Source organism: Pseudomonas sp. BCRC 81390 (assembly GCF_030341915.1).
In the GTDB taxonomy this organism is placed as follows: domain Bacteria; phylum Pseudomonadota; class Gammaproteobacteria; order Pseudomonadales; family Pseudomonadaceae; genus Aquipseudomonas.
Window position 1 is genome coordinate 111,010 of the sequence record NZ_JATAAG010000004.1, and the last position, 19,056, is coordinate 130,065.

Annotated in this window: 16 protein-coding genes; 4 read left to right on the forward strand and 12 right to left on the reverse strand. The window is 64.4% G+C overall.

Translation table 11 applies throughout. The annotated features are described in order from the left end of the window. Positions 1–158: 158 nt before the first annotated feature. Positions 159–530, forward strand: a complete 372-nt coding sequence (locus tag QSV36_RS02240; RefSeq protein ID WP_225780247.1) for a translation initiation factor Sui1 — start codon at positions 159–161, stop codon at positions 528–530. A 151-nt stretch (positions 531–681) separates the two neighbouring features. After that, positions 682–2,595 carry an arginine decarboxylase gene (speA, locus tag QSV36_RS02245; protein ID WP_289129414.1) on the forward strand — a complete coding sequence of 638 codons (1,914 nt, stop codon included), beginning with the start codon at positions 682–684 and terminating at the stop codon, positions 2,593–2,595. A gap of 35 nt (positions 2,596–2,630) precedes the next feature. Here the strand turns inward: speA and QSV36_RS02250 are convergent, their stop codons facing one another. The 3 genes from QSV36_RS02250 to QSV36_RS02260 form a co-directional block, all read right to left on the reverse strand. After that, on the reverse strand, positions 2,631–3,062 hold the full coding sequence (locus QSV36_RS02250) for a hypothetical protein (RefSeq protein ID WP_289129416.1): 432 nt from the start codon (positions 3,060–3,062) through the stop codon (positions 2,631–2,633). After that, positions 3,040–3,390, reverse strand: a complete 351-nt coding sequence (locus QSV36_RS02255) for a polymorphic toxin type 44 domain-containing protein (protein WP_289129417.1) — start codon at positions 3,388–3,390, stop codon at positions 3,040–3,042. The genes QSV36_RS02250 and QSV36_RS02255 overlap by 23 nt, the downstream gene beginning before the upstream one ends. 137 nt (positions 3,391–3,527) lie before the next feature. Beyond that, positions 3,528–4,883, reverse strand: a complete 1,356-nt coding sequence (locus QSV36_RS02260) for an MATE family efflux transporter (RefSeq protein WP_289129419.1) — start codon at positions 4,881–4,883, stop codon at positions 3,528–3,530. Between the two features lie 171 nt (positions 4,884–5,054). On the opposite strand from QSV36_RS02260, the gene QSV36_RS02265 reads away from it, so the two are divergent. After that, entirely contained in the window at positions 5,055–9,956 is a 4,902-nt protein-coding gene (locus QSV36_RS02265; RefSeq protein ID WP_289129422.1) for an alpha-2-macroglobulin family protein, read from the forward strand. A 164-nt stretch (positions 9,957–10,120) separates the two neighbouring features. On the opposite strand, the gene QSV36_RS02270 is transcribed toward QSV36_RS02265, so the two are convergent. Further along, positions 10,121–10,414, reverse strand: coding sequence for a hypothetical protein (locus QSV36_RS02270; protein ID WP_170028107.1), 294 nt, complete (start codon positions 10,412–10,414; stop codon positions 10,121–10,123). A 77-nt stretch (positions 10,415–10,491) separates the two neighbouring features. Between QSV36_RS02270 and pbpC the strand changes: the two genes are divergently transcribed. Continuing rightward, positions 10,492–12,846, forward strand: a complete 2,355-nt coding sequence (gene pbpC, locus QSV36_RS02275; RefSeq protein WP_289129425.1) for a peptidoglycan glycosyltransferase PbpC — start codon at positions 10,492–10,494, stop codon at positions 12,844–12,846. An 8-nt stretch (positions 12,847–12,854) separates the two neighbouring features. Here pbpC and QSV36_RS02280 read toward each other — a convergent pair whose 3' ends face one another. The 8 genes from QSV36_RS02280 to QSV36_RS02315 form a co-directional block, all read right to left on the reverse strand. Further along, positions 12,855–13,628 (reverse strand): response regulator transcription factor, encoded by a 774-nt coding sequence (locus QSV36_RS02280; RefSeq protein ID WP_289129427.1) that lies wholly within the window; start codon positions 13,626–13,628, stop codon positions 12,855–12,857. A gap of 117 nt (positions 13,629–13,745) precedes the next feature. After that, a complete protein-coding gene (locus QSV36_RS02285; protein ID WP_225780254.1) occupies positions 13,746–14,216 on the reverse strand; it encodes an A24 family peptidase in 471 nt (156 codons plus the stop codon). A gap of 104 nt (positions 14,217–14,320) precedes the next feature. After that, the gene (locus QSV36_RS02290; RefSeq protein ID WP_289129430.1) at positions 14,321–14,890 is read right to left on the reverse strand and encodes a DUF4136 domain-containing protein; all 570 of its coding nucleotides are present in this window, start codon (positions 14,888–14,890) and stop codon (positions 14,321–14,323) included. Positions 14,891–14,909: 19 nt separating this feature from the next. Continuing rightward, positions 14,910–15,545: a DUF4136 domain-containing protein gene (locus QSV36_RS02295; protein ID WP_289129433.1), complete on the reverse strand. Its 636-nt coding sequence runs from the start codon at positions 15,543–15,545 to the stop codon at positions 14,910–14,912. 20 nt (positions 15,546–15,565) lie between these two features. After that, positions 15,566–16,315, reverse strand: a complete 750-nt coding sequence (locus QSV36_RS02300; protein ID WP_289129437.1) for a methyltransferase domain-containing protein — start codon at positions 16,313–16,315, stop codon at positions 15,566–15,568. Then, positions 16,312–16,617, reverse strand: a complete 306-nt coding sequence (locus QSV36_RS02305; protein WP_289129440.1) for a MazG-like family protein — start codon at positions 16,615–16,617, stop codon at positions 16,312–16,314. The genes QSV36_RS02300 and QSV36_RS02305 overlap by 4 nt, the downstream gene beginning before the upstream one ends. A 121-nt stretch (positions 16,618–16,738) precedes the next feature. Then, on the reverse strand, positions 16,739–17,590 hold the full coding sequence (locus QSV36_RS02310; RefSeq protein ID WP_289129443.1) for a MaoC family dehydratase: 852 nt from the start codon (positions 17,588–17,590) through the stop codon (positions 16,739–16,741). A 2-nt stretch (positions 17,591–17,592) separates the two neighbouring features. Further along, positions 17,593–18,945, reverse strand: coding sequence for a 3-oxoacyl-ACP reductase (locus QSV36_RS02315; protein ID WP_289129445.1), 1,353 nt, complete (start codon positions 18,943–18,945; stop codon positions 17,593–17,595). Positions 18,946–19,056 lie beyond the last annotated feature (111 nt).

Here is a 19,056-nt window from a genome sequence, read left to right on the forward strand (position 1 = left end):
TACTTAGCAACGGCCGCATTTATCGTTAAACTGCGCGCCCTTTTCGGGCTGCCGCAGGTCTTGCGGCAGTAGCGCCGCCCCTGCCAGAGTGGGGCTTCGCGGTCGGGCTCAACCCCCTGGGGCCGACCAGTTTTTGTCCTCAGCACAGAGGAACAAAAGTGGCCAAGAAAGCTTCTTCCTTCGCCGCCCTTGGCGGTCTTGTTTACTCCACCGACGCCGGTCGGCATTGCCCCGACTGCAGCCAGCCGGTGGATGCCTGTATCTGCAAGCAGCAGGCTGTCCCCGAAGGGGATGGCATTGCCCGTGTGCGCCGTGAAAGCAAAGGCCGCGGCGGCAAGACCGTGACCACCATCAGCGGCGTGCCGCTGCCGCTCGAACAGCTCAAGGAGCTGGCCTCTACCCTCAAGCGCCGCTGCGGTACCGGTGGCGCCCTGAAGGATGGGGTCATCGAAATCCAGGGCGACCATGTCGAACTGTTGATCGGCGAACTGATCAAGCAGGGTTTCAAGGCGAAAAAGTCCGGCGGCTGATGCGGCCACGCGCTTTTTTGCCCAGTGCTTTCTAAACTCGTTGCCGTGACCAGGGTCTACCTTGGGCACGGATGAATCGTCATTTTTGGCTTTTACACTGCGCCCGCCTCCTTGCGGGGCAGTGTCTTCGACTTATCTATAGGGGACTTGAATGTCCGTACGACGCACACGCAAAGACGATGGTAGCCAATGGACCGTGGCCGACAGCCGCAGTGTTTATGGCATCCGCCATTGGGGCGCTGGTTATTTCGCCATCAATGACGCCGGGCGCGTCGAAGTGCGCCCCAACGGCCCGCAAAGCGCACCGATCGACCTGTTCGAACAGGTCGACGAACTGCGCCAGAGTGGCCTGTCGCTGCCATTGCTGGTGCGCTTCCCCGACATTCTGCAAGACCGCGTGCGCCAACTGACCGGCGCCTTCGATGCCAACATCGCGCGCCTGGAATACCAGAGCAAGTACACCGCGCTGTACCCGATCAAGGTCAACCAGCAGGAGGCGGTGGTGGAAAACATCATCGCCACGCAGAACGTTTCCATCGGCCTGGAAGCCGGCTCCAAGCCCGAACTGCTGGCGGTGCTGGCGCTGGCGCCGAAGGGCGGCACCATCGTCTGCAACGGTTACAAGGACCGCGAGTTCATCCGCCTGGCGCTGATGGGCCAGAAGCTTGGCCACAACGTGTTCATCGTCATCGAGAAAGAGTCGGAAGTGGCCCTGGTGATCGACGAGGCCGCCGAGCTCAAGGTCAAGCCACAGGTTGGCTTGCGTGTGCGCCTGTCGTCGCTGGCCTCGAGCAAGTGGGCCGACACCGGTGGCGAGAAGTCCAAGTTCGGTTTGTCCGCCGCCCAGCTGATCTCGGTGGTGCAGCGCTTCCGCGATGCCGGCCTGGACCAGGGCATTCGCCTGCTGCATTTCCACATGGGTTCGCAGATCGCCAACCTGGCCGACTACCAGCACGGTTTCAAGGAAGCCATCCGTTACTACGGCGAGCTGCGTGCACTGGGCCTGCCGGTGGATCATATCGACGTCGGCGGTGGCCTGGGCGTGGACTACGACGGTACCCACTCGCGCAATGCCAGCTCGATCAACTACGACATGGACGACTATGCCGGCGTGGTTGTCGGCATGCTCAAGGAGTTCTGCGACGCGCAAGGCCTGCCGCACCCGCACATCTTCTCCGAGAGTGGCCGCTCGCTGACCGCGCACCACGCCATGCTGGTGATCCAGGTAACCGATGTCGAGAAACACAACGACGACGTGCCGACCATCGAAAACAAGGAGTCCCTGCCCGAGACCGTGCAGTGGCTGGTCGACCTGCTCGGCCCGACCGACATCGAGATGGTGACCGAGACCTACTGGCGTGCAACCCACTACATGGGAGACGTGGCCGCGCAGTACGCCGATGGCAAGATCAGCCTGGCCGAAAAGGCCCTGGCCGAGCAGTGCTATTTCGCCGTGTGCCGCCGCCTGCACAACTCGCTGAAAGCCCGCCAGCGCTCGCACCGCCAGGTGCTGGACGAACTCAACGACAAGCTGGCCGACAAGTACATCTGCAACTTCTCGGTGTTCCAGAGCCTGCCGGACACCTGGGCTATCGGCCAGGTGCTGCCGATCATCCCGCTGCACCGTCTGGACGAGGAGCCAATGCGCCGCGCCGTGCTGCAGGACCTGACCTGCGACTCCGACGGCAAGATCAACCAGTATGTCGACGAGCAGAGCATCGAGACCAGCATGCCGGTGCATGCGGTGAAGGAAGGCGAGGACTACCTGCTGGGCGTGTTCCTGGTGGGGGCCTACCAGGAAATCCTCGGTGACATGCACAACCTGTTCGGCGACACCGACTCGGTGAACATCTACCAGAACGCCGACGGCAGCGTGTACCACGCCGGTATCGAGACCCATGACACCATCGAGGACATGCTGCGCTACGTGCACCTGTCGCCGGAGGAATTGATGACTCATTACCGCGACAAGGTGGCCAGTGCCAGGATCACTGCACGTGAGCGGACCCAGTACCTGGATGCCTTGCGCCTGGGGTTGACCCGGTCTTCGTACCTGTCTTCCTGACTGCAAGAGGGGCCGCTATGCGGCCCCTTCTTTTTCTACTTTGGGTGAGCTGTTGCCGTGAGCTCGATGGTGATTGGCACAACAGCACCATTCTCTTTGAGAATCGATGTGCTCGAATAGCTGTACACCGTATCCTGAGTTCGGGCCGCTATTTTCAAACCCTCCACGTGCTCTATCGCGCCAGATTGCCGTGTCACCAGAAAAGGTTCAAGTCTCTTTAGATTCGGTAGTACTTGCTCATCTCGCTGGGTTTGTTCAGCCACAAAGTACAAATAAATCAGCGGCACCGTCGCCCCACCGTCATTGCTTAGCACTTCATAGACTGCGCTGTGTTTGCCGATCGGCGTGACAGAAACAACCTTGGTCAACACAGGTTTGGAGCCTGAGGTGAGAATCCATAGGGCTTGTCCGAGGGCGAGCAGAAGCAAGGCGGCTATCAGCCATTTAGTAGCCGAACGTCTTCGCATATCTGATACCTGCCTTGATCCATTCCTGATCTTCGGGATCGTCACCGTAAGGCGGGTCCCCCCACCACGAGCCAAATGTAGAGGTACTGGTGCCTGCACGGCTTTGCGCCCACCCGGCGCCTCTCAACAAGAATTCTTCCGAGAGACCAGCAGCAGTTCCGGTTGCGCCGTAATTGAAATTTCCCAAGGCCTCATACTTCCTTCCTTGTTGCTTGTAATCCCACTTACCTCCATTTCGAACCATGGAATAGAACCACGATATTAGAAAGCCGGTGCCGCCATTTTTGAAGTAATCACGCTCTAGGCTGGCAGCATGCATGTTGCTCATTACACAGACGCCAGAAGGTGCAGGTGGGGGGTACATGATGGCTCCTTGCTCATGGCATGGCTAAGATGACGACCCCTCCCTGGGCAGAGCTCTTTTTTTGCCTTGAGCCATCTAATGCAGTCAACTGAGCAATTCTTTCATATTGTGTTCGCCTGCTCCGCCACCCACTTGCCTTGCAGGTTCAATTTCCACCCAAACCACCCCAACGTCACCGCCCGCAACGCCATGAATCCGAGAAAGGCCAACCACAACCCATGGTTGCCTAGCCCGCTCATGCCCACCCCAAAGGGCAGCGCAATCAGCACCGACAGCAACATCGCATTACGCATCTCCCGCGCTCGGGTCGCACCAATGAACAACCCGTCCAGCAGATAACTCCACACCGCAATTAACGGCAGCAGCGCCAGATACGGCAGGTACGGATAAGCCGCCGCCCGCACGCTATTGATATCGGTCTGCAAGTCGATGAACAGGTGCCCGCCGAGCAGGAACACACCGGCAAACCCCAGGCTGATGATCAGCGACCAGCCACAGGCCACCACCAGCGAGCGGCGCAAGGTATCCCGGTCCCGCGCACCAATGGCATGCCCGCACAGCGCCTCCACTGCGTGCGCCAGGCCATCGAGGGCGTAAGCGGTGAGCAGCAGCCCGTTGAGCAGCAGGGCATTGGCTGCCACCGTGGCTTCACCCAGGCGCGCACCCTGCACGGTGATCAGGAGGAACACCAGCTGCAGCGCCAGGCTGCGCAGAAAGATGTCGCGGTTCACCGCCAGCAATGGTCGCCAGGCCTGCCAGCGCTTGAGTGCTGCCCAGGCAACCTGCCCAGGGTAGGCGCGCAGGGCCGGGCGGGTCAGGGCAAGGCCGAGCAACGCGGCGCTCCATTCAGCGATCACCGAGGCCCGTGCCGAGCCCAGCACGCCCCAGTTCAGGCCCAACACGAACCACAGGTTGAGAGCGATGTTCAGCAGGTTTGTGGTCAGCAGAATCGCCAGCGGTGCCCGCGCGTTCTGTGTGCCGAGGAACCAGCCGACCAGCGCATAACTGGCCAGCGCTGCCGGCAGGCCGAGCAAGCGGGTGTGGAAGAAGTCTTCGGTGGATTGCTGCAACGCCTCGCTTGGCTGCATGGCGTGCAGCGCCAGCTGGCTGAAGGGCAGGGCGAGCAGGCCGATCAGCAGGGCAAACGCCACGGCCAGCAGCAGGCCCTGCACCAGCACCTGGCGCAGCGCCGCACCGTCGGCACGCCCGGCAGCCTGGGCGGCGAAGCCGGTGGAACCCATGCGCAGGAAACCCATCAGGCCGACCATGAAGGTGAACAGCGTGGCGCCCACGGCCACAGCGCCAAGTTGATGGGCATGGGGCAGGTGGCCAATGACTGTGCTGTCGACCAGCGCTACCAACGGGACGGAGACATTGGACAGGATCATCGGCGCAGCCAGTGCCCAGACCTTGTGATGGGTGGGACGATGGCGCCAATCGGTGCTCAGTTGCGACATTGGAGTCCTTGTTCAATCAGGGGGGCGCTGCGAGGAATGGCGACAGTGTAATGGTCGCGCCAGTCATCTGCGCGACCCGGGTCACACCTCACGCGCGACACCGGGTATTGCGCTTGTGTTTGCGCTATAGTTGCTGCCCTCACGTACACCCTGCCAAAGAGTTTCTACTCCATGTTCAACAAAGGATTGTTGCTGGCCTGTGCGCTGGCCTTGCTCAGTGCTTGTGACTCTTCGACACCGGACAAACCTGCACCGGCCGAAAAACCAGCGGCCAGCGCACCCGCCGCTGCCCCGGCAGCCCAGCGCGAAGACCCGGCCCTGCTCGCCAAGCGCTACGAGGGCCGCGAGCTCACGGTGCTGGATGTTTCCGAAGTGCAGCTCGATGGCGCTGCCACCTTGTCGATCAGTTTCTCCGCGCCGCTGGATGCCAAGCAGGACTTGGCCACCAAGGTGCACCTGGTCGATACCGTCAAAGGCAAGCTCGACGGCGCCTGGGAACTCTCCGATAACCAGATGGAGCTGCGCCTGCGTCACCTCGAGCCGCAGCGCAAGCTGGTGCTGACCGTCGACAAAGGCCTGCTGGCCGTCAACGGCAAGCAACTGGAAGAGGAGTCGATCACCCGTCTGGAAACCCGCGACATGCAGCCGACCATCGGCTTCGCCAGCCGCGGTTCGCTGCTGCCGACCCGCCTGGCCGAGGGCCTGCCGGTGATCGCCCTGAATGTCGACAAGGTCGATGTCGAGTTCTTCCGGGTCAAACCGGAAATGCTCTCGACCTTCCTCGCCAACTGGGGGCGCAACAGCAGCCTGTACTACTACCAGTCCAAGGAAACCCTGGACATGGCCGAGCTGGTGTACAGCGGCCGCTTCGACCTCAACCCCGCGCGTAACACCCGCGAGACCGTGCTGTTGCCGATCGCCGGCATCAAGCCGCTGCAGGAGCCCGGTGTGTACCTGGCGGTGATGCGTGCCTCGGGGACCTACGACTACTCGCAACCGGCGACGTTGTTCACCCTCAGCGACATCGGCGTATCCGCGCACCGTTACCACGACCGCCTCGATGTGTTCGCCCAGGCCCTGGAAGGCGGCAAGGCGATGAGCGGCGTCAACCTGGAAATCCATGACGACAAGGGCAAGCTGCTGGCCCAGGCCAGCACCGATGGCGATGGCCACGCCCAGCTGCCGATCACGCCCAAGGCCGATACCCTGATCGCCACCCAGGGCGTGCACACCACCCTGTTGCGCCTGAATACTGCGGCGCTGGACCTGGCCGAGTTCGATATCACCGGGCCCCAGGCCAACCCGCTGCAGTTCTTCATCTTCGGCCCGCGCGACCTGTACCGCCCGGGCGAAACCGTGCTGCTCAATGGCCTGCTGCGCGACCAGGACGGCAAGCCGGTCAAAGCCCAGCCGGTGAGCGTGGAAGTGCGCCGACCGGATGAGCAGGTCAGCCGCAAGTTCGTCTGGGAGGCCGACAGCAATGGCCTTTACCAGTACCAGTTGCAACTGGCTACCGAGGCCCCGACCGGCCGCTGGCAGTTGTTGCTGGACCTCGGCGGCGGGCGCAAGCAGGTGTATGAATTCCTCGTCGAAGACTTCCTGCCCGAGCGCCTGGCGCTGGAACTCAAGGGCAGCAGCACACCGCTGTCGCCTGACGAGAATGCGCGCATCCGGGTCAATGGCCGTTACCTCTACGGCGCCCCGGCAGCCGGTAATCGGCTGAGCGGCCAGGCCTATGTTCGCCCGCTGCGCGAGGCGGTACCTGCGTTGCCCGGCTACCAGTTCGGTTCGGTCACCGAAACCGAGCTGAACCAGGACCTGGAGCTGGACGAAGTGACCCTCGACCAAGCTGGCAAGGCCGTGGTCGAAATCGAAAGCCGTTGGGCTGAAGCCCGCTCGCCGCTGCAACTGACCGTACAGGCCAGCCTGCAGGAGTCGGGTGGTCGGCCGATTACCCGGCGCCTGGAACAACCCATCTGGCCGGCCGAGCGCCTGCCAGGCCTGCGTGGCCTGTTCGACGGTGAGGAAACCGACAGCGACGCGCCGGTGGAATTCGAGTTCCTGGTGGCCGACCGCGACGGCAACAAGCTGGCCGCCGAAGACCTCAAGGTGCGCTTGATCCGCGAGCGCCGCGACTATTACTGGAACTACTCGCAGAGCGATGGCTGGAGCTACGCCTACAACGAGAAGTTCCTCACCCAGAGCGAGGAGACCATCAGCGTCAAGGCCGGCTCCACCGCCAAGCTGAGCTTCCCGGTTGAATGGGGCCCGTACCGCGTCGAGGTGGAAGACCCGCAGACCGGCCTGGTGTCCAGCGAGCGCTTCTGGGCTGGCTACCGTGCCCAGGACAACGCCGAAGGCGGCGCAGTGCGCCCGGACCAGGTCAAACTGGCACTGGACAAACCCTCCTATGCCGACGGCGCCACCGCCAAGGTCACCGTTACCCCGCCGGCCGCCGGCAGTGGCTACCTGATGATCGAGTCCAGCGACGGCCCGCTGTGGTGGCAGGAGATCGACGTGCCCGCCGAAGGCAAGACCTTCGACGTGGAGTTGGACGAGAAGTGGGCGCGCCATGACCTGTACATCAGCGCACTGGTTATCCGCCCTGGTGAGCGCAAGGCCAATGCCACGCCGAAACGCGCGGTAGGCGTGCTGCACCTGCCGCTGGACCGTGCCGAGCGCAAGCTGGCGGTGAGCTTGCAGGCACCGGAAAAGATGCGCCCGAAACAGCCGCTGACGGTCAAGGTCAAGGCCGCCAATGCCGATGGCAGTATCCCCAAGCAGGTGCATGTGCTGTTGTCGGCGGTGGACGTAGGCATCCTCAACATCACCGACTTCAAGACCCCTGACCCGTTCACCAGCCTGTTCGGGCGCAAGGCCTATGGCGCCGACCAGCTGGATATCTATGGCCAGCTGATCGAAGCCGGCCAGGGCCGTCTGGCCAGCCTGGCATTCGGCGGTGACGCGGCAATGGCCAAGGGTGGCAAGCGCCCTAATACCACCGTGACCATCGTTGCCCAGCAGAGCCTGCCGGTGACCCTGGATGAAAAGGGCGAGGGCCAGGCCACGGTCGATATCCCCGATTTCAACGGCGAGCTGCGGCTGATGGCCCAGGCCTGGACCGATGAACACTTCGGCATGGCCGAAGGCAAGACGGTGGTCGCCGCGCCACTGATTGCCGAGCTGTCGGCGCCGCGCTTCCTCGCCGGTGGCGACCGCACCAGCCTGGCGCTGGACCTGGCCAACCTGTCCGGCCGCGCCCAGCAACTGAACGTTGAAATCACTACCGAAGGCCAGCTGAGCCTGGCGGCCAGTGCCCAACAGAACGTCACCCTGGCCGAAGGCCAGCGCTCGACGCTGATGATCCCGGTACAGGCCCAGGGTGGCCTGGGCCAGGGCAAGGTGCATGTGCGGGTCACTGGCCTGCAACTGCCGAACGAGCCGACCGGCGCGTTCGAGCGTGAGTGGACGCTGGGCGTGCGCCCGGCCTACCCGGCGATGCTCAAGCATTACCGTGTGGCCTTGAAAGACCAGCCGTGGAGCCTGCCTGAAGCAGACCTGGCCGCCTTCGAGCCTGCCGGCCTGGAAGCCACCCTGGCCTTGTCGAGCCGGCCACCGCTGAACCTGGGCGAACAGATCCGTGCTCTCGAAGCCTACCCCTACGGGTGCCTGGAGCAGACCACCAGTGGCCTGTACCCATCGCTGTACGCGGACGCCGAGAGCCTCAAGCGCCTGGGCATCAAGGGCGAACCGGCAGATGTGCGCAAGCGCAAGATCGAGATGGGTATCGAGCACCTGCTGGGCATGCAGCGCTATAACGGCAGCTTCGGCTTGTGGAGCTCGGACAGCGAAGAAGAGTACTGGCTGACCGCCTATGTCACCGACTTCCTGCTGCGTGCCCGTGACCAGGGCTACGGTGTGCCGGCCGAAGCTTTGAAGAAGGCCAGCGAGCGCCTGCTGCGTTATGTGCAGGAGCGCAACCTGATCGAAGTCGACTACAGTGACGACGCCGAGCACACCCGCTTTGCCGTGCAGGCCTACGCCGCATTGGTGTTGGCGCGCAGCCAGCAGGCACCGTTGGGCGCCCTGCGTGGCCTGTTCGAGCGCCGCGCCGACGCCCGCTCCGGCCTGCCCCTGGTACAGCTGGCGGTGGCACTGGAGAAGATGGGCGACAAGCCACGTGCCAACCAAGCCTTGCAGGCTGGCCTGGCCATCAGCCGCAGCAAGGGCTGGATGGCCGATTACGGCAGCCCGCTGCGTGACCAGGCGCTGATCCTGGCACTGCTGCAGGAGAACGACATGGCCAGCAGCAAGGTCGACCAGCGCCTGTTCGCCTTGTCGGACGAGCTGGCAGCCAACCGCTGGTTGTCTACCCAGGAGCGCAATGCGCTGTTCCTGGCGGGCCGTGGCCTGCTGGGCAAGCCGGAAGGCCAGTGGCAGGCACGCCTGGACAGCGCGGGTGAGGTGCGTGAGTTCAATAATGCCGAGTCCGGCATGAAGCTGGAGGGCCCGCTGCTGGCCTCGCCGCTGACTGTGCAGAACCAGGGCAGCGAGACGCTGTACCAGCAACTGACCCTGTCGGGTTACCCGCGCCAGGCACAGCCAGCGGGTGGCAACGGCATGCAGATCCGCCGTGAGTACCTGGGCATGAATGGCCAGCCGCTGGACCTGCACAGCCTGCGCAGCGGCGACCTGGTGCTGGTGCACCTGGCGCTCAAGGCCGACAACCCGGTACCGGATGCGCTGGTAGTGGATTTGTTGCCGGCTGGCCTGGAGCTGGAAAACCAGAACCTGGCCCAGAGTGCCGCGAGCCTGGATAACGCCAGCAGCGCGGTGAAGGAATGGCGCGATTCCATGCAGAACGCCAGCCTGGTGCACCAGGAGTATCGTGATGACCGTTACGTCGCCGCGCTCAAGCTCGATGGCTACGGCACCACCCACCTGCTGTACCTGGCGCGGGCGGTAACCCCGGGTACCTACCGCGTACCACCGCCGCAGGTCGAGTCGATGTACCGGCCTAACCTGCAGGCCGTGGGCGATGGGCAAGGGGAAATGACCGTCAGAGCCCGCTAGGGCGATGCGCTCTGCTGTAGGAGCGGCCTTGTGCCGCGAAAGGGCCGCAACGCGGCCCCATTGCCTGTGTACGCGGAACGGCAGATAGACCGCGTCGCCAGGTTGTGCGGCCGTTGCGCGCCCGATCGCGACGCAAGGCCGCTCCTACACGATCGCTGCATCAATCAGTGAATCACCCAGCTCATCACCCACAACCCCAGCATCAGCCAGATGATCCCGAGGATGATCGAGGCACGCATGAACGCACGGATGGCCGAGTACAGCAGCATCAGCCCGATGATCAGGGCGAGAATGCTGAGCAACGAGGTGTCCATGCCCAAGGTGCGCGCCAGGCCATCGATGAAATTGCCACCGGCATTGGCCAGCAGGTTGAACAAGCCGCTGAATATGTCGACGATGAAGCGGATCAACGAGCCCAGTGCCTGGCCCAGCCACTCGAAAAAACCTTCTACATGCATAGTTGCTTCCTGATGAACGAATCGGCGAGGTTACCGTTTCCCAGCCTTTGGCCATCACCTGGCCAGGTCGGTTCCCGATGCCAAGCTTAACGCGGCCGAGTAGCCGTGCGCGCAGGCTGTTGCGCATTGCCGTGCCTGGCATGCTGATGGTGCTCGGCCTGTTGTGGCTGGCCGACCGCCTGTGGCCACTGCCCATGCCAGGCGATGACCTGGCCCGGGTGGTGCTGGCCGAGGATGGCACGCCGTTGTGGCGCTTCGCCGATGCCGACGGCGTGTGGCGTTACCCGGTCAGCCCCGACGAAGTTTCGCCGTTGTACCTGCAGGCGCTGCTGACCTACGAGGACCGCTGGTTCTATAGCCACCCGGGGGTCAACCCGCTGGCCCTGGCCCGCGCCGCCTGGCTCAACTTGCGTGGCGGGCGGGTGGTGTCGGGCGGCAGCACACTGTCGATGCAGGTGGCACGCCTGCTTGACCCGCATGACCGCACCCTGGCCGGCAAGCTGCGCCAGTTGTGGCGTACCGCGCAGCTGGAGTGGCATCTGTCGAAACGCGAGATCCTGCAGATCTACCTCGACCGCGCGCCCTTCGGTGGCACCCTGCAGGGCGTTGCCGCGGCCAGCTGGGCCTACCTGGGCAAGTCACCCATGCACCTGACCCCGGCCGAAGCGGCGCTGCTGGCCGTGCTGCCGCAGGCACCCAGCCGCCTGCGCCCGGACCGCCACCCCGAACGCGCCCAGCGCGCCCGTGACAAGGTGCTGCAACGCCTGGCCGAATACCAGGTATGGCCGCAGCGGCAAATCCGCGAGGCAACCGAAGAGCCGCTGGTGCTGGCGCCACGCCAGGAACCGGCCCTGGCGCCGCTGTTGGCGCGGCGATTGAACAGCGCCGACAGCCCGCCGCTGATCCGCACGACGCTCGACGCCGCGTTGCAGCGGCGCCTCGAAGACCTGCTGCTGGGTTGGCGCGCACGGCTGCCGGAGCGGACCTCCGCGGCCATCCTGGTGGTCGAGGCGCAGACCATGGCGGTGCGCGCCTACCTGGGCTCGATCGACCTCGCCGACGAGCGCCGTTTCGGGCACGTCGACATGGTGCGTTCGCTGCGCTCGCCAGGCTCCACGCTCAAGCCATTTCTCTACGGCATGGCGCTGGATGACGGCCTGATCCATTCCGAGTCGCTGCTGCAGGATGTGCCGCGGCGCTATGGCGACTACCGCCCCGGCAACTTCTCCATGGGCTTCAGCGGGCCGGTGTCGGCCAGTTCGGCATTGGCGCTTTCGCTCAACCTGCCGGCCGTGCAGTTGCTCGAAGCCTACGGCCCGAAACGCTTTGCCGCGCAGTTGCGCATGGCGGGCATGCCGCTGACCTTGCCGCCCTTGGCCGAGCCCAACCTGTCGTTGATCCTCGGCGGTGCGGGCAGCCGCCTGGAAGACCTGGTGGGTGGCTATGCCGCGTTGGCACGGGGTGGCAACAGTGCGCGGGTGCGCCTGCAACCGCAGGACCCGTTGCTGGAACGGCGCCTGCTGTCCCCCGGGGCGGCCTGGATCATCCGGCGGATCCTCAGCGGGCAGGCGCGCCCCGACCGTGACCCGCATGCCGAGCTGGTGCAACGCCCGCAACTGGCCTGGAAGACCGGCACCAGTTACGGCTTTCGCGATGCCTGGTCGATCGGCGTGGGGCCACGCTACCTGATCGGAGTGTGGATCGGCCGCCCCGACGGTACGCCAGTACCCGGTCAGTTCGGCCTGGCCTCGGCGGCACCGCTGATGCTGCAGGTGCACGACTTGCTGAGCAACCGCGACAGCCAGCGCGGTATCAGTGTACCGGTCGAGCGGGTTCCGGCGAATGTCGGTGTGGCGGCGATCTGTTGGCCGCTGGGCCAGCCGTTGCACAAGCAGGACCCGAATTGCCGGCGTCAGCGTTTCGCCTGGACATTGGACGGCACTACGCCGCCGACCCTGCAGGCGGCCGACCAGCCGCTCGGCCTGGGCCTTCGTGAAAGCGTGTGGGTCAACGACCAAGGGCTACGCGTCGATGCTAGCTGCCCGGGCGCCAAGGCCCGCGACATCGCTTTGTGGCCGGCCCCCCTGGAGCCTTGGTTGCCTCGTGTCGAGCGGCGTGCGGCGCGCCTGCCGGCCATCGACCCGGCCTGCCCGCCGCAGGTGCCGGCCAGTGCGCCGCCGCTGTCGATCGTGGGCGTGCGCCCGGGCGACAACCTGCGTCGTCCGGCAACCAGCAGCGAGCCGTTGCAGCTGCATGTGTCGGCGCTGGGTGGCGGCGGCCGGCGCTGGTGGTTCCTCAACGGCCAGCCATTGGGCGAAACCCAGGGCCAGGACAGCTTGCTGGTTCGCTTCCAGCAGGTCGGCCAGGCCGAGATCAGCGCGCTGGATGAAAGCGGCGAGACGGCGCGGGTGGCGTTCCAGGTCAGCGAGTAGCGCTGGCCTCAATGGGCGGTGAAGCGCTGGTGTATCGGTGATGTACTGGGCGTGAGCGCCAGCGCCAGCTGCGTGCGGTTGTGCATGTGGGTCAGGCGCAGCACCTGTGACACATACAGTTTCACGGTATTTTCGGTAATGCCCAGCTCGCAGGCGATCTGGTAATTGGTCTTGCCGGTGCTCACTAGCCGCGCCACTTCCAGCTGGCGCGGTGACAGCTTCTCGAACGCCGCTGGCAGCTCGCTTTCGCTTTCTTCGACGTCGTTGGCGCGCCGGTGCACACCCTGGCCTCGGGCCTTTTCCAGGTCCCGGTACAGCTCGTCCACCGAGTCGGCCAGCTCCTGCAGGCGTTGGTTCAACCCGCCCAGGTTGCGGAAGTTGCGTTGGCGCTCAAGCACGATCTCTTCCTGCCGGCGCACCCCTTCGAGCAATTCATCGAAGTCCATGGGCTTCTGGTAGTAGTCGGCAAAACCTTCGCGCAGCGCACGGATGACGTCCTGCTTTTCGGCACGGCCGGTGAGCATGATGGCTTCGAAAATACGTTGCTCGCCCAAAGCCTTCAAGGCACGGACGAGGTCGACACCGTCTCGCCCGGGCATGTGCAGGTCACAGATGACCAGGCCTATGGCCGCGTCGGCCTGATAGCGTTCGATGGCTTCATCAGCGCAATGTGCTGGCAGGCAGTGATAACCCTGGGTTTCGAGAAATTCACACAGTTGCTCGACGATCACGGGTTGGTCATCGACCACCAATATTTTCACTTCGCTGAATGCTCTGGACACAATCGACTCCCTGTTCTTGTACGGTCCTGCTCCGGGCCAGACGCTGCGGCAAGGTAAAAATAGACGTCAGGAACGAATTTGTACAACTTCTGTACAGGTATCAGACCGATAGATTGCTCATTGGATCCATACAGCAGTCAGAAGAAAACCGCTGAGCACATAGGGGACGAACGCCTGCTTGTCGCCCATCTCCTCGGTCAGGGCCTGCAGACGCTTTTTCACCTTGGGGTTGAGCAAGGTCCACAGGCGTCGACGGGTGAGCAACCACACCAGCACACTGACGCCGGCGCCGATGAAGGTGCCGAGCACGTAGTGCGGGCTGGTGGCCAGGGCCAAGGCACCCATCAGCTTGACGTCATCGGCGCCGAAACGGCCGAGCATGTAGCCGGGCAGGGTCAGCAACATGACGATGGCCAGGGCCCAGCCGGCATCGCTGGCTTCGGCGCCGATCCAGCTGCGGCCAGTGGCGAACAGCCAGACCAGGGCGCAGGTTGCCACGCCCAGGGTCAGCAGGTTGGAGATCTGGCGTTGACGCACATCCTGTTCGGAGCACAAGGCAAGCCACAGCAGGAGAACAATGCTTTGCATTGGCAGGTCGCCTTTCACAATGTTGAACACAACTACCCGATCAGTCAGGTTTCCTCAAGTGAAGATAGACCTGCAGGAGTCGGCTTGCCCGTTCCGGCCATGCATCACTTCCTGCTGCCGGGTGGATAGTTGCCCAGCACCTTGGCCACCGTGCTTTGGATGGCGCTGTTGCGTTCCTCCGGGCTTGGCGGGTAGTTGTTCATGATCTGCTCGGCACTGCCGCGCCACACCAGCTTGCCGTCACGCCCGTCGAACAGGTCGATCTGGATAGTGGCGACCTTGTAGTCGACGCTACGGGTTTCGTTGTACATCGGCCCGCCCCAATAGCCACCCCAGTAGCCGCCCCAGCCACCGCCGTAGTTGGTGGTGATCTGTTGCTGGCGCTGTTCGACGATCAGGTAGGCGCGCACGCTCAGGTCGGGCCGCGCGCCACCTCGAACCGGGCGCAGGCCGCGCTGGTCCAGCTGGTCGGCGACCGCCTGGCGAATGCGCTGTTCGGTCAGGTCGCTCTTGATGCGTGGATCGTCGGGGCGATACTGCAGGCCCGGTTCCTGCCAGGCCCAGCTGCGGTAGGCGGCAAAATCGCGGCTGGCGTCGAAATCCTGCTGGACGTTATTGCTGGAGCAGGCGGCCAGCAGCAACGCGAATGACAGTAGAACGAGACGGCGCAACATGATGGTTCTCCGTTAGGCATTAACTGGGAGGATAGCCGCTGAGCGCCTTGTACACTGAGTTGCGCAAGGCACTTTCGCGTTCTCGCGGCGAGTCCTTGTCGCTGCCGCTTTCGGCGCTGGCGCTCCATACCGGCTGGCCGTTGCGGGCGTCGTACAAGTCGATGCGTACCACCATCACCTGTACTTCGTAGGTTCGTACGATGGGCACGCTGGCATATGCACCATAACCATTGCGGTAACCGCCATAGCCGACACCGCCGTAGGGGTACGGGCCGTAGTAAGGGTCGTAGGCATCGTAGTCCCGCACCTGGCGCAAGCGTTTTTCCAAGCGTATGTCAGCACTCACCAGCAAGTCGCCGGGGCCACCCCGGGCGGGGCGCAGGCCATGCTGGTCGAGCGCGCCGCTGACGGCATCGGCCAGTTGCGCCGGGTCGGTATCCGCCGAGCTACTGGGCAACTGGCCGTTGCGCCAGCTCCAACTGCGGTAATGCCCATAGTCTCGCGTAGGTGCCGGGTAGGCACTGGCATCGAAGGTGGTGGCCGCCTGGGCAGGGGCGGGGGGTAATGGGCGGCTGCTGGCCACGTACGGGTTGCTACCCTGGCAGCCAGCCAGGGCAAGCGGCAGCAGCGCCAGGCACAACAGACGGTACGGCATGTAGTCCTCCGGCGGGGCAGTCAGCGCGGGCGGCAAACCCAGTGCAGGTAGCGGCCAAGCCCGGCGAAGCTGGGGTGGCGACGGTAGGCCAGTTCCATTTCCAGCAGGTCGAGCAACTCGGCCTTGCCTTGAAATTCCTTGGGCATGTAGTCATGGAACACGCGCACGCCACTTTCGCTTTCAACCTGCCACATAGGCTCAAGTTGCGCCCTGAGTTGGCGCGGATCAAGTGGTTTTTGTGGCGTGAGGCTCTGCTTTTCGCCTTCCAGCCGGTTGCTGCGCAACTTGCGGAAATGGCCCTTGAGCAGGTTGCGATAGACCAGTGCGTCCCGGTTGTAGAAAGCCAGCGACAGCCACCCGGAAGGGGCGGTGAGCTGATGCAGCACAGGCAGGATGCTCTCCGGTTCGGCCAGCCATTCGAGCACGGCGTGGCATAGCACCAGGTCGTAGGGTTCGGTGAGCTGGCCAAGCAGGTCTTGCCAAGGGGCCTGGATGAAGGTGGCCGCCTGGCCTGCTTCGGCAAAGCGTGCCCGGGCGCCATCGAGCATTGGCGCGGCGGGTTCGGCCAGGGTCAGCTGGTGGCCGCGCTGTGCCAGCCACAAGGCCATGTGGCCCAACCCGGCGCCAATGTCGAGGATGCGCAGGGGGCGGTCGGGCAAGGCCTCGGCCAGGTCGGCCTGGAGCACGGCCAGGCGGATCGCGCCCTTGGCGCCGCCATAGATCTTCTCGGCAAAGCGGGTTGCCAGCTCATCGAAGTGACGGTCGTTCATCGGGCGAAGCGCCTCTCGCTGTCGGCCAGCTTGGCCCGCACCACCTGGTCCATGTCCAGGCCAAGCTCGCTGCACAACAGCAACAGGTAGAGCACTACATCACCGATTTCCTGGCCGGCATGTGCCAGCTGGTCGGCGGGCAGCTGGCGCGATTGGTCTTCGCTCAGCCACTGGAAGATTTCTACCAGCTCGGCCATTTCGACGCTGGCGGCCATGGCCAGGTTCTTCGGGCTATGGAAGCCGCGCCAGTCGTTTTTGTCGCGGATGTGGTGCAGGCGTTGGGTGAGTTCTTGCAGGTTCATCGGGGTCTCCTAATGCTGCATAGCTTCAGCGCAGGCCCGATGCAAAGCAAGGGGCCGCTTTGCGGCCCAATCGCCGAAGGGCCAGCGCCCGCAGGATTCCCGGCTTGCCGGCGAGGAAACCCTAAAGCGAATCCCAGCGCCCGAGCATATGCAGCACGCCGCCCTGGCCATCCAGCCGCAGCGCCCCCTTCGCTCCCGCTTCACTGGCACTGAGCACCACCTCCGACGGCAGCCGCACTGGCTTGTGGAACCCCACCTCGAAGGCGTAGCCACTTTGCGGCAGGTGGCTACCCAACGCTGCCAGGGCCATGGCCTTGCTCCACATGCCATGGGCAATGGCGGTGGGAAAGCCGAACAGCCGGGCACTGACAGCGCTGAGGTGGATCGGGTTGTAATCCCCGCAGACCTTGGCATAACGCCGGCCAATATCACTGTCGGCGTACCAGCGGGTCGCTTCCGGCAGCGCAGTCGGTTCGTCCTCGACAGGTTGATTTGCCTCGCTTTCGAGCTTGAGCCCACGCACCAGCATGCGGCTATTCTCGCGCCAGAGCAGGCCGATGCCGTCTTCGGCTTCGCTGACCAGGTCGAAGGTGGCGCCCTTGGCGTGGGGTTGCAGGTTTTCCGTATACACCGCAAAGCGCAGCGCTTCGACAGCGCCGAGCGGGCGCAGCACTTCGATGCGGTTATGCAGGTGCACCAGGCCCAGCAGCGGGAAAGGGAAGTCGTCGCCGGTCATCAGTTGCAGCTGCAAGGTGAACGCCATCACGTGAGGGTAGGTCGCCGGCAGCCGGCCATCGTCGGCGAAATGGCACAGCCGGCGATAGGCCGCCAGGTTGCCCGGTTGAACGCCGATAAGGCAGCGCAGGCCATCGCCCGGCAGGCGGTCACCGCTGATCTTGCGCTTGCTGGCGGCGCGCAGGTACAGGCTGGCGCGCGAAGCCGGGCTGTGCAGGTCGTGCCAGTGTCGGCTCATGTTCAGGCCCCCATCAAGGCCTGGCCGCAAACGCGCAGCACCTGGCCGTTGATGGCCCCGGAGCCGGGCTGGCTGAGCCAGGCGATGGCCTCGGCGACGTCCTGTGGGCGACCACCCTGGCCCAGCGAACTCAAGCGTCGTCCGGCTTCGCGCAGGCCCATGGGCATGGCGGCGGTCATGTGCGTTTCGATGAAACCGGGGGCCAACGCATTGATACTGCCGCCACGCTCGGCAAGGCGCGGCGCCCAGGCCTGGGCCAAGCCGATCAACCCGGCCTTGCTGGCGGCATAGTTGGCCTGCCCGCGGTTACCGGCGATGCCGCTGACCGAGGCCAGCAGGGTGATGCGCGCGTTTTCACCGAGGGCGCCGTGGTCATGCAGCGCCTGGGTCAGTACCTGCGGCGCCTTGAGGTTCACCGCCAGCACCGCATCCCAGTATTCCGGGGTCATGTTGGCCAAGGTCTTGTCGCGGGTGATGCCGGCATTGTGCACCACGATGTCGATGCCGTCCGGCAGGGCTGCAAGCAAGCGGCTTGCCGCGTCGCCTGCGCAGATATCCAGCGCCAGCGCCTTGCCACCCAGGCGCGCGGCCAGGGCGTCGAGGTCCTGGCGGGCCTGCGGTACATCCAGCAACAGCACGTCGGCGCCGTCCCGCGCCAAGGTTTCGGCAATGGCCGCGCCAATGCCACGTGCGGCACCGGTCACCAGCGCACGGCGGCCCGCCAGCGGCCGGGTCCAGTCCTCGACCTGGCTGGCACAGGCTTCCAGGCGCAGCACCTGGCCGGAAATGAAGGCGCTTTTTGGCGAGAGGAAGAAACGCAGTGCCCCTTCCAGCTGGTGGTCCGCACCGGGGGCGACATACAGCAGCTGTGCGGTCGCGCCATTGCGCAGTTCCTTGGCCAGCGAGCGGCTGAAGCCTTCCAGGGCCCGTTGCGCAATGCTGGCCAGCGGGTCGTTAAGGCTTTCCGGGGCGCGCCCCAGTAGCACCACGTGGGCGCACGGCGCCAGGCTGCGCAGCAGCGGCTGAAAAAATTCGCGCAACTGCTTCAATGCGTCGCTGTCGGACAAGTGCGTGGCATCGAACACCAGCGCCTTGATTTTCGGCCCCAGGCCGGCCACCCACGGCTCGGCCTGGAGGTTGTCGGTATTGAAGCTGTAAAGCTTGTCGGTCAGGCGCGGAGCGAGGGTTTCGACCTGGCTTGCCAGGGGCCCGCCACCCAGCACCAGGGCACCCTCCACCGGGCGCAGGCGGCCGGCCGGCCAGCGCTCCAGCGGAGCCGGGTGCGGCAGGCCAAGGGCATCCACAAGACGGCGGCCAAGGTTGGAATTGGCAAAGCCGAGGTAGCGATCGCTCATGAGTGGTCTCCCGGAAGGCAAGCTTGAAAGTGTGGACCAAGTTTGTGCCAAGGTCGTTCGAATGCGGTAAAAACACCTAGGCTGTACGGATCAAATTGTTTCAGGAGGAAC

Bases quoted from the DNA above. Each gene is read 5' to 3' on its own strand.
- speA (WP_289129414.1), top strand. From the start codon at position 682: ATGTCCGTACGACGCACACGCAAAGACGATGGTAGCCAATGGACCGTG.
- QSV36_RS02250 (WP_289129416.1), bottom strand. From the start codon at position 3,062: ATGCGAAGACGTTCGGCTACTAAATGGCTGATAGCCGCCTTGCTTCTG.
- QSV36_RS02255 (WP_289129417.1), bottom strand. From the start codon at position 3,390: ATGAGCAACATGCATGCTGCCAGCCTAGAGCGTGATTACTTCAAAAAT.
- QSV36_RS02260 (WP_289129419.1), bottom strand. From the start codon at position 4,883: ATGTCGCAACTGAGCACCGATTGGCGCCATCGTCCCACCCATCACAAG.
- QSV36_RS02265 (WP_289129422.1), top strand. From the start codon at position 5,055: ATGTTCAACAAAGGATTGTTGCTGGCCTGTGCGCTGGCCTTGCTCAGT.
- QSV36_RS02270 (WP_170028107.1), bottom strand. From the start codon at position 10,414: ATGCATGTAGAAGGTTTTTTCGAGTGGCTGGGCCAGGCACTGGGCTCG.
- pbpC (WP_289129425.1), top strand. From the start codon at position 10,492: ATGCCAAGCTTAACGCGGCCGAGTAGCCGTGCGCGCAGGCTGTTGCGC.
- QSV36_RS02285 (WP_225780254.1), bottom strand. From the start codon at position 14,216: ATGCAAAGCATTGTTCTCCTGCTGTGGCTTGCCTTGTGCTCCGAACAG.
- QSV36_RS02290 (WP_289129430.1), bottom strand. From the start codon at position 14,890: ATGTTGCGCCGTCTCGTTCTACTGTCATTCGCGTTGCTGCTGGCCGCC.
- QSV36_RS02295 (WP_289129433.1), bottom strand. From the start codon at position 15,545: ATGCCGTACCGTCTGTTGTGCCTGGCGCTGCTGCCGCTTGCCCTGGCT.
- QSV36_RS02300 (WP_289129437.1), bottom strand. From the start codon at position 16,315: ATGAACGACCGTCACTTCGATGAGCTGGCAACCCGCTTTGCCGAGAAG.
- QSV36_RS02305 (WP_289129440.1), bottom strand. From the start codon at position 16,617: ATGAACCTGCAAGAACTCACCCAACGCCTGCACCACATCCGCGACAAA.
- QSV36_RS02310 (WP_289129443.1), bottom strand. From the start codon at position 17,590: ATGAGCCGACACTGGCACGACCTGCACAGCCCGGCTTCGCGCGCCAGC.
- QSV36_RS02315 (WP_289129445.1), bottom strand. From the start codon at position 18,945: ATGAGCGATCGCTACCTCGGCTTTGCCAATTCCAACCTTGGCCGCCGT.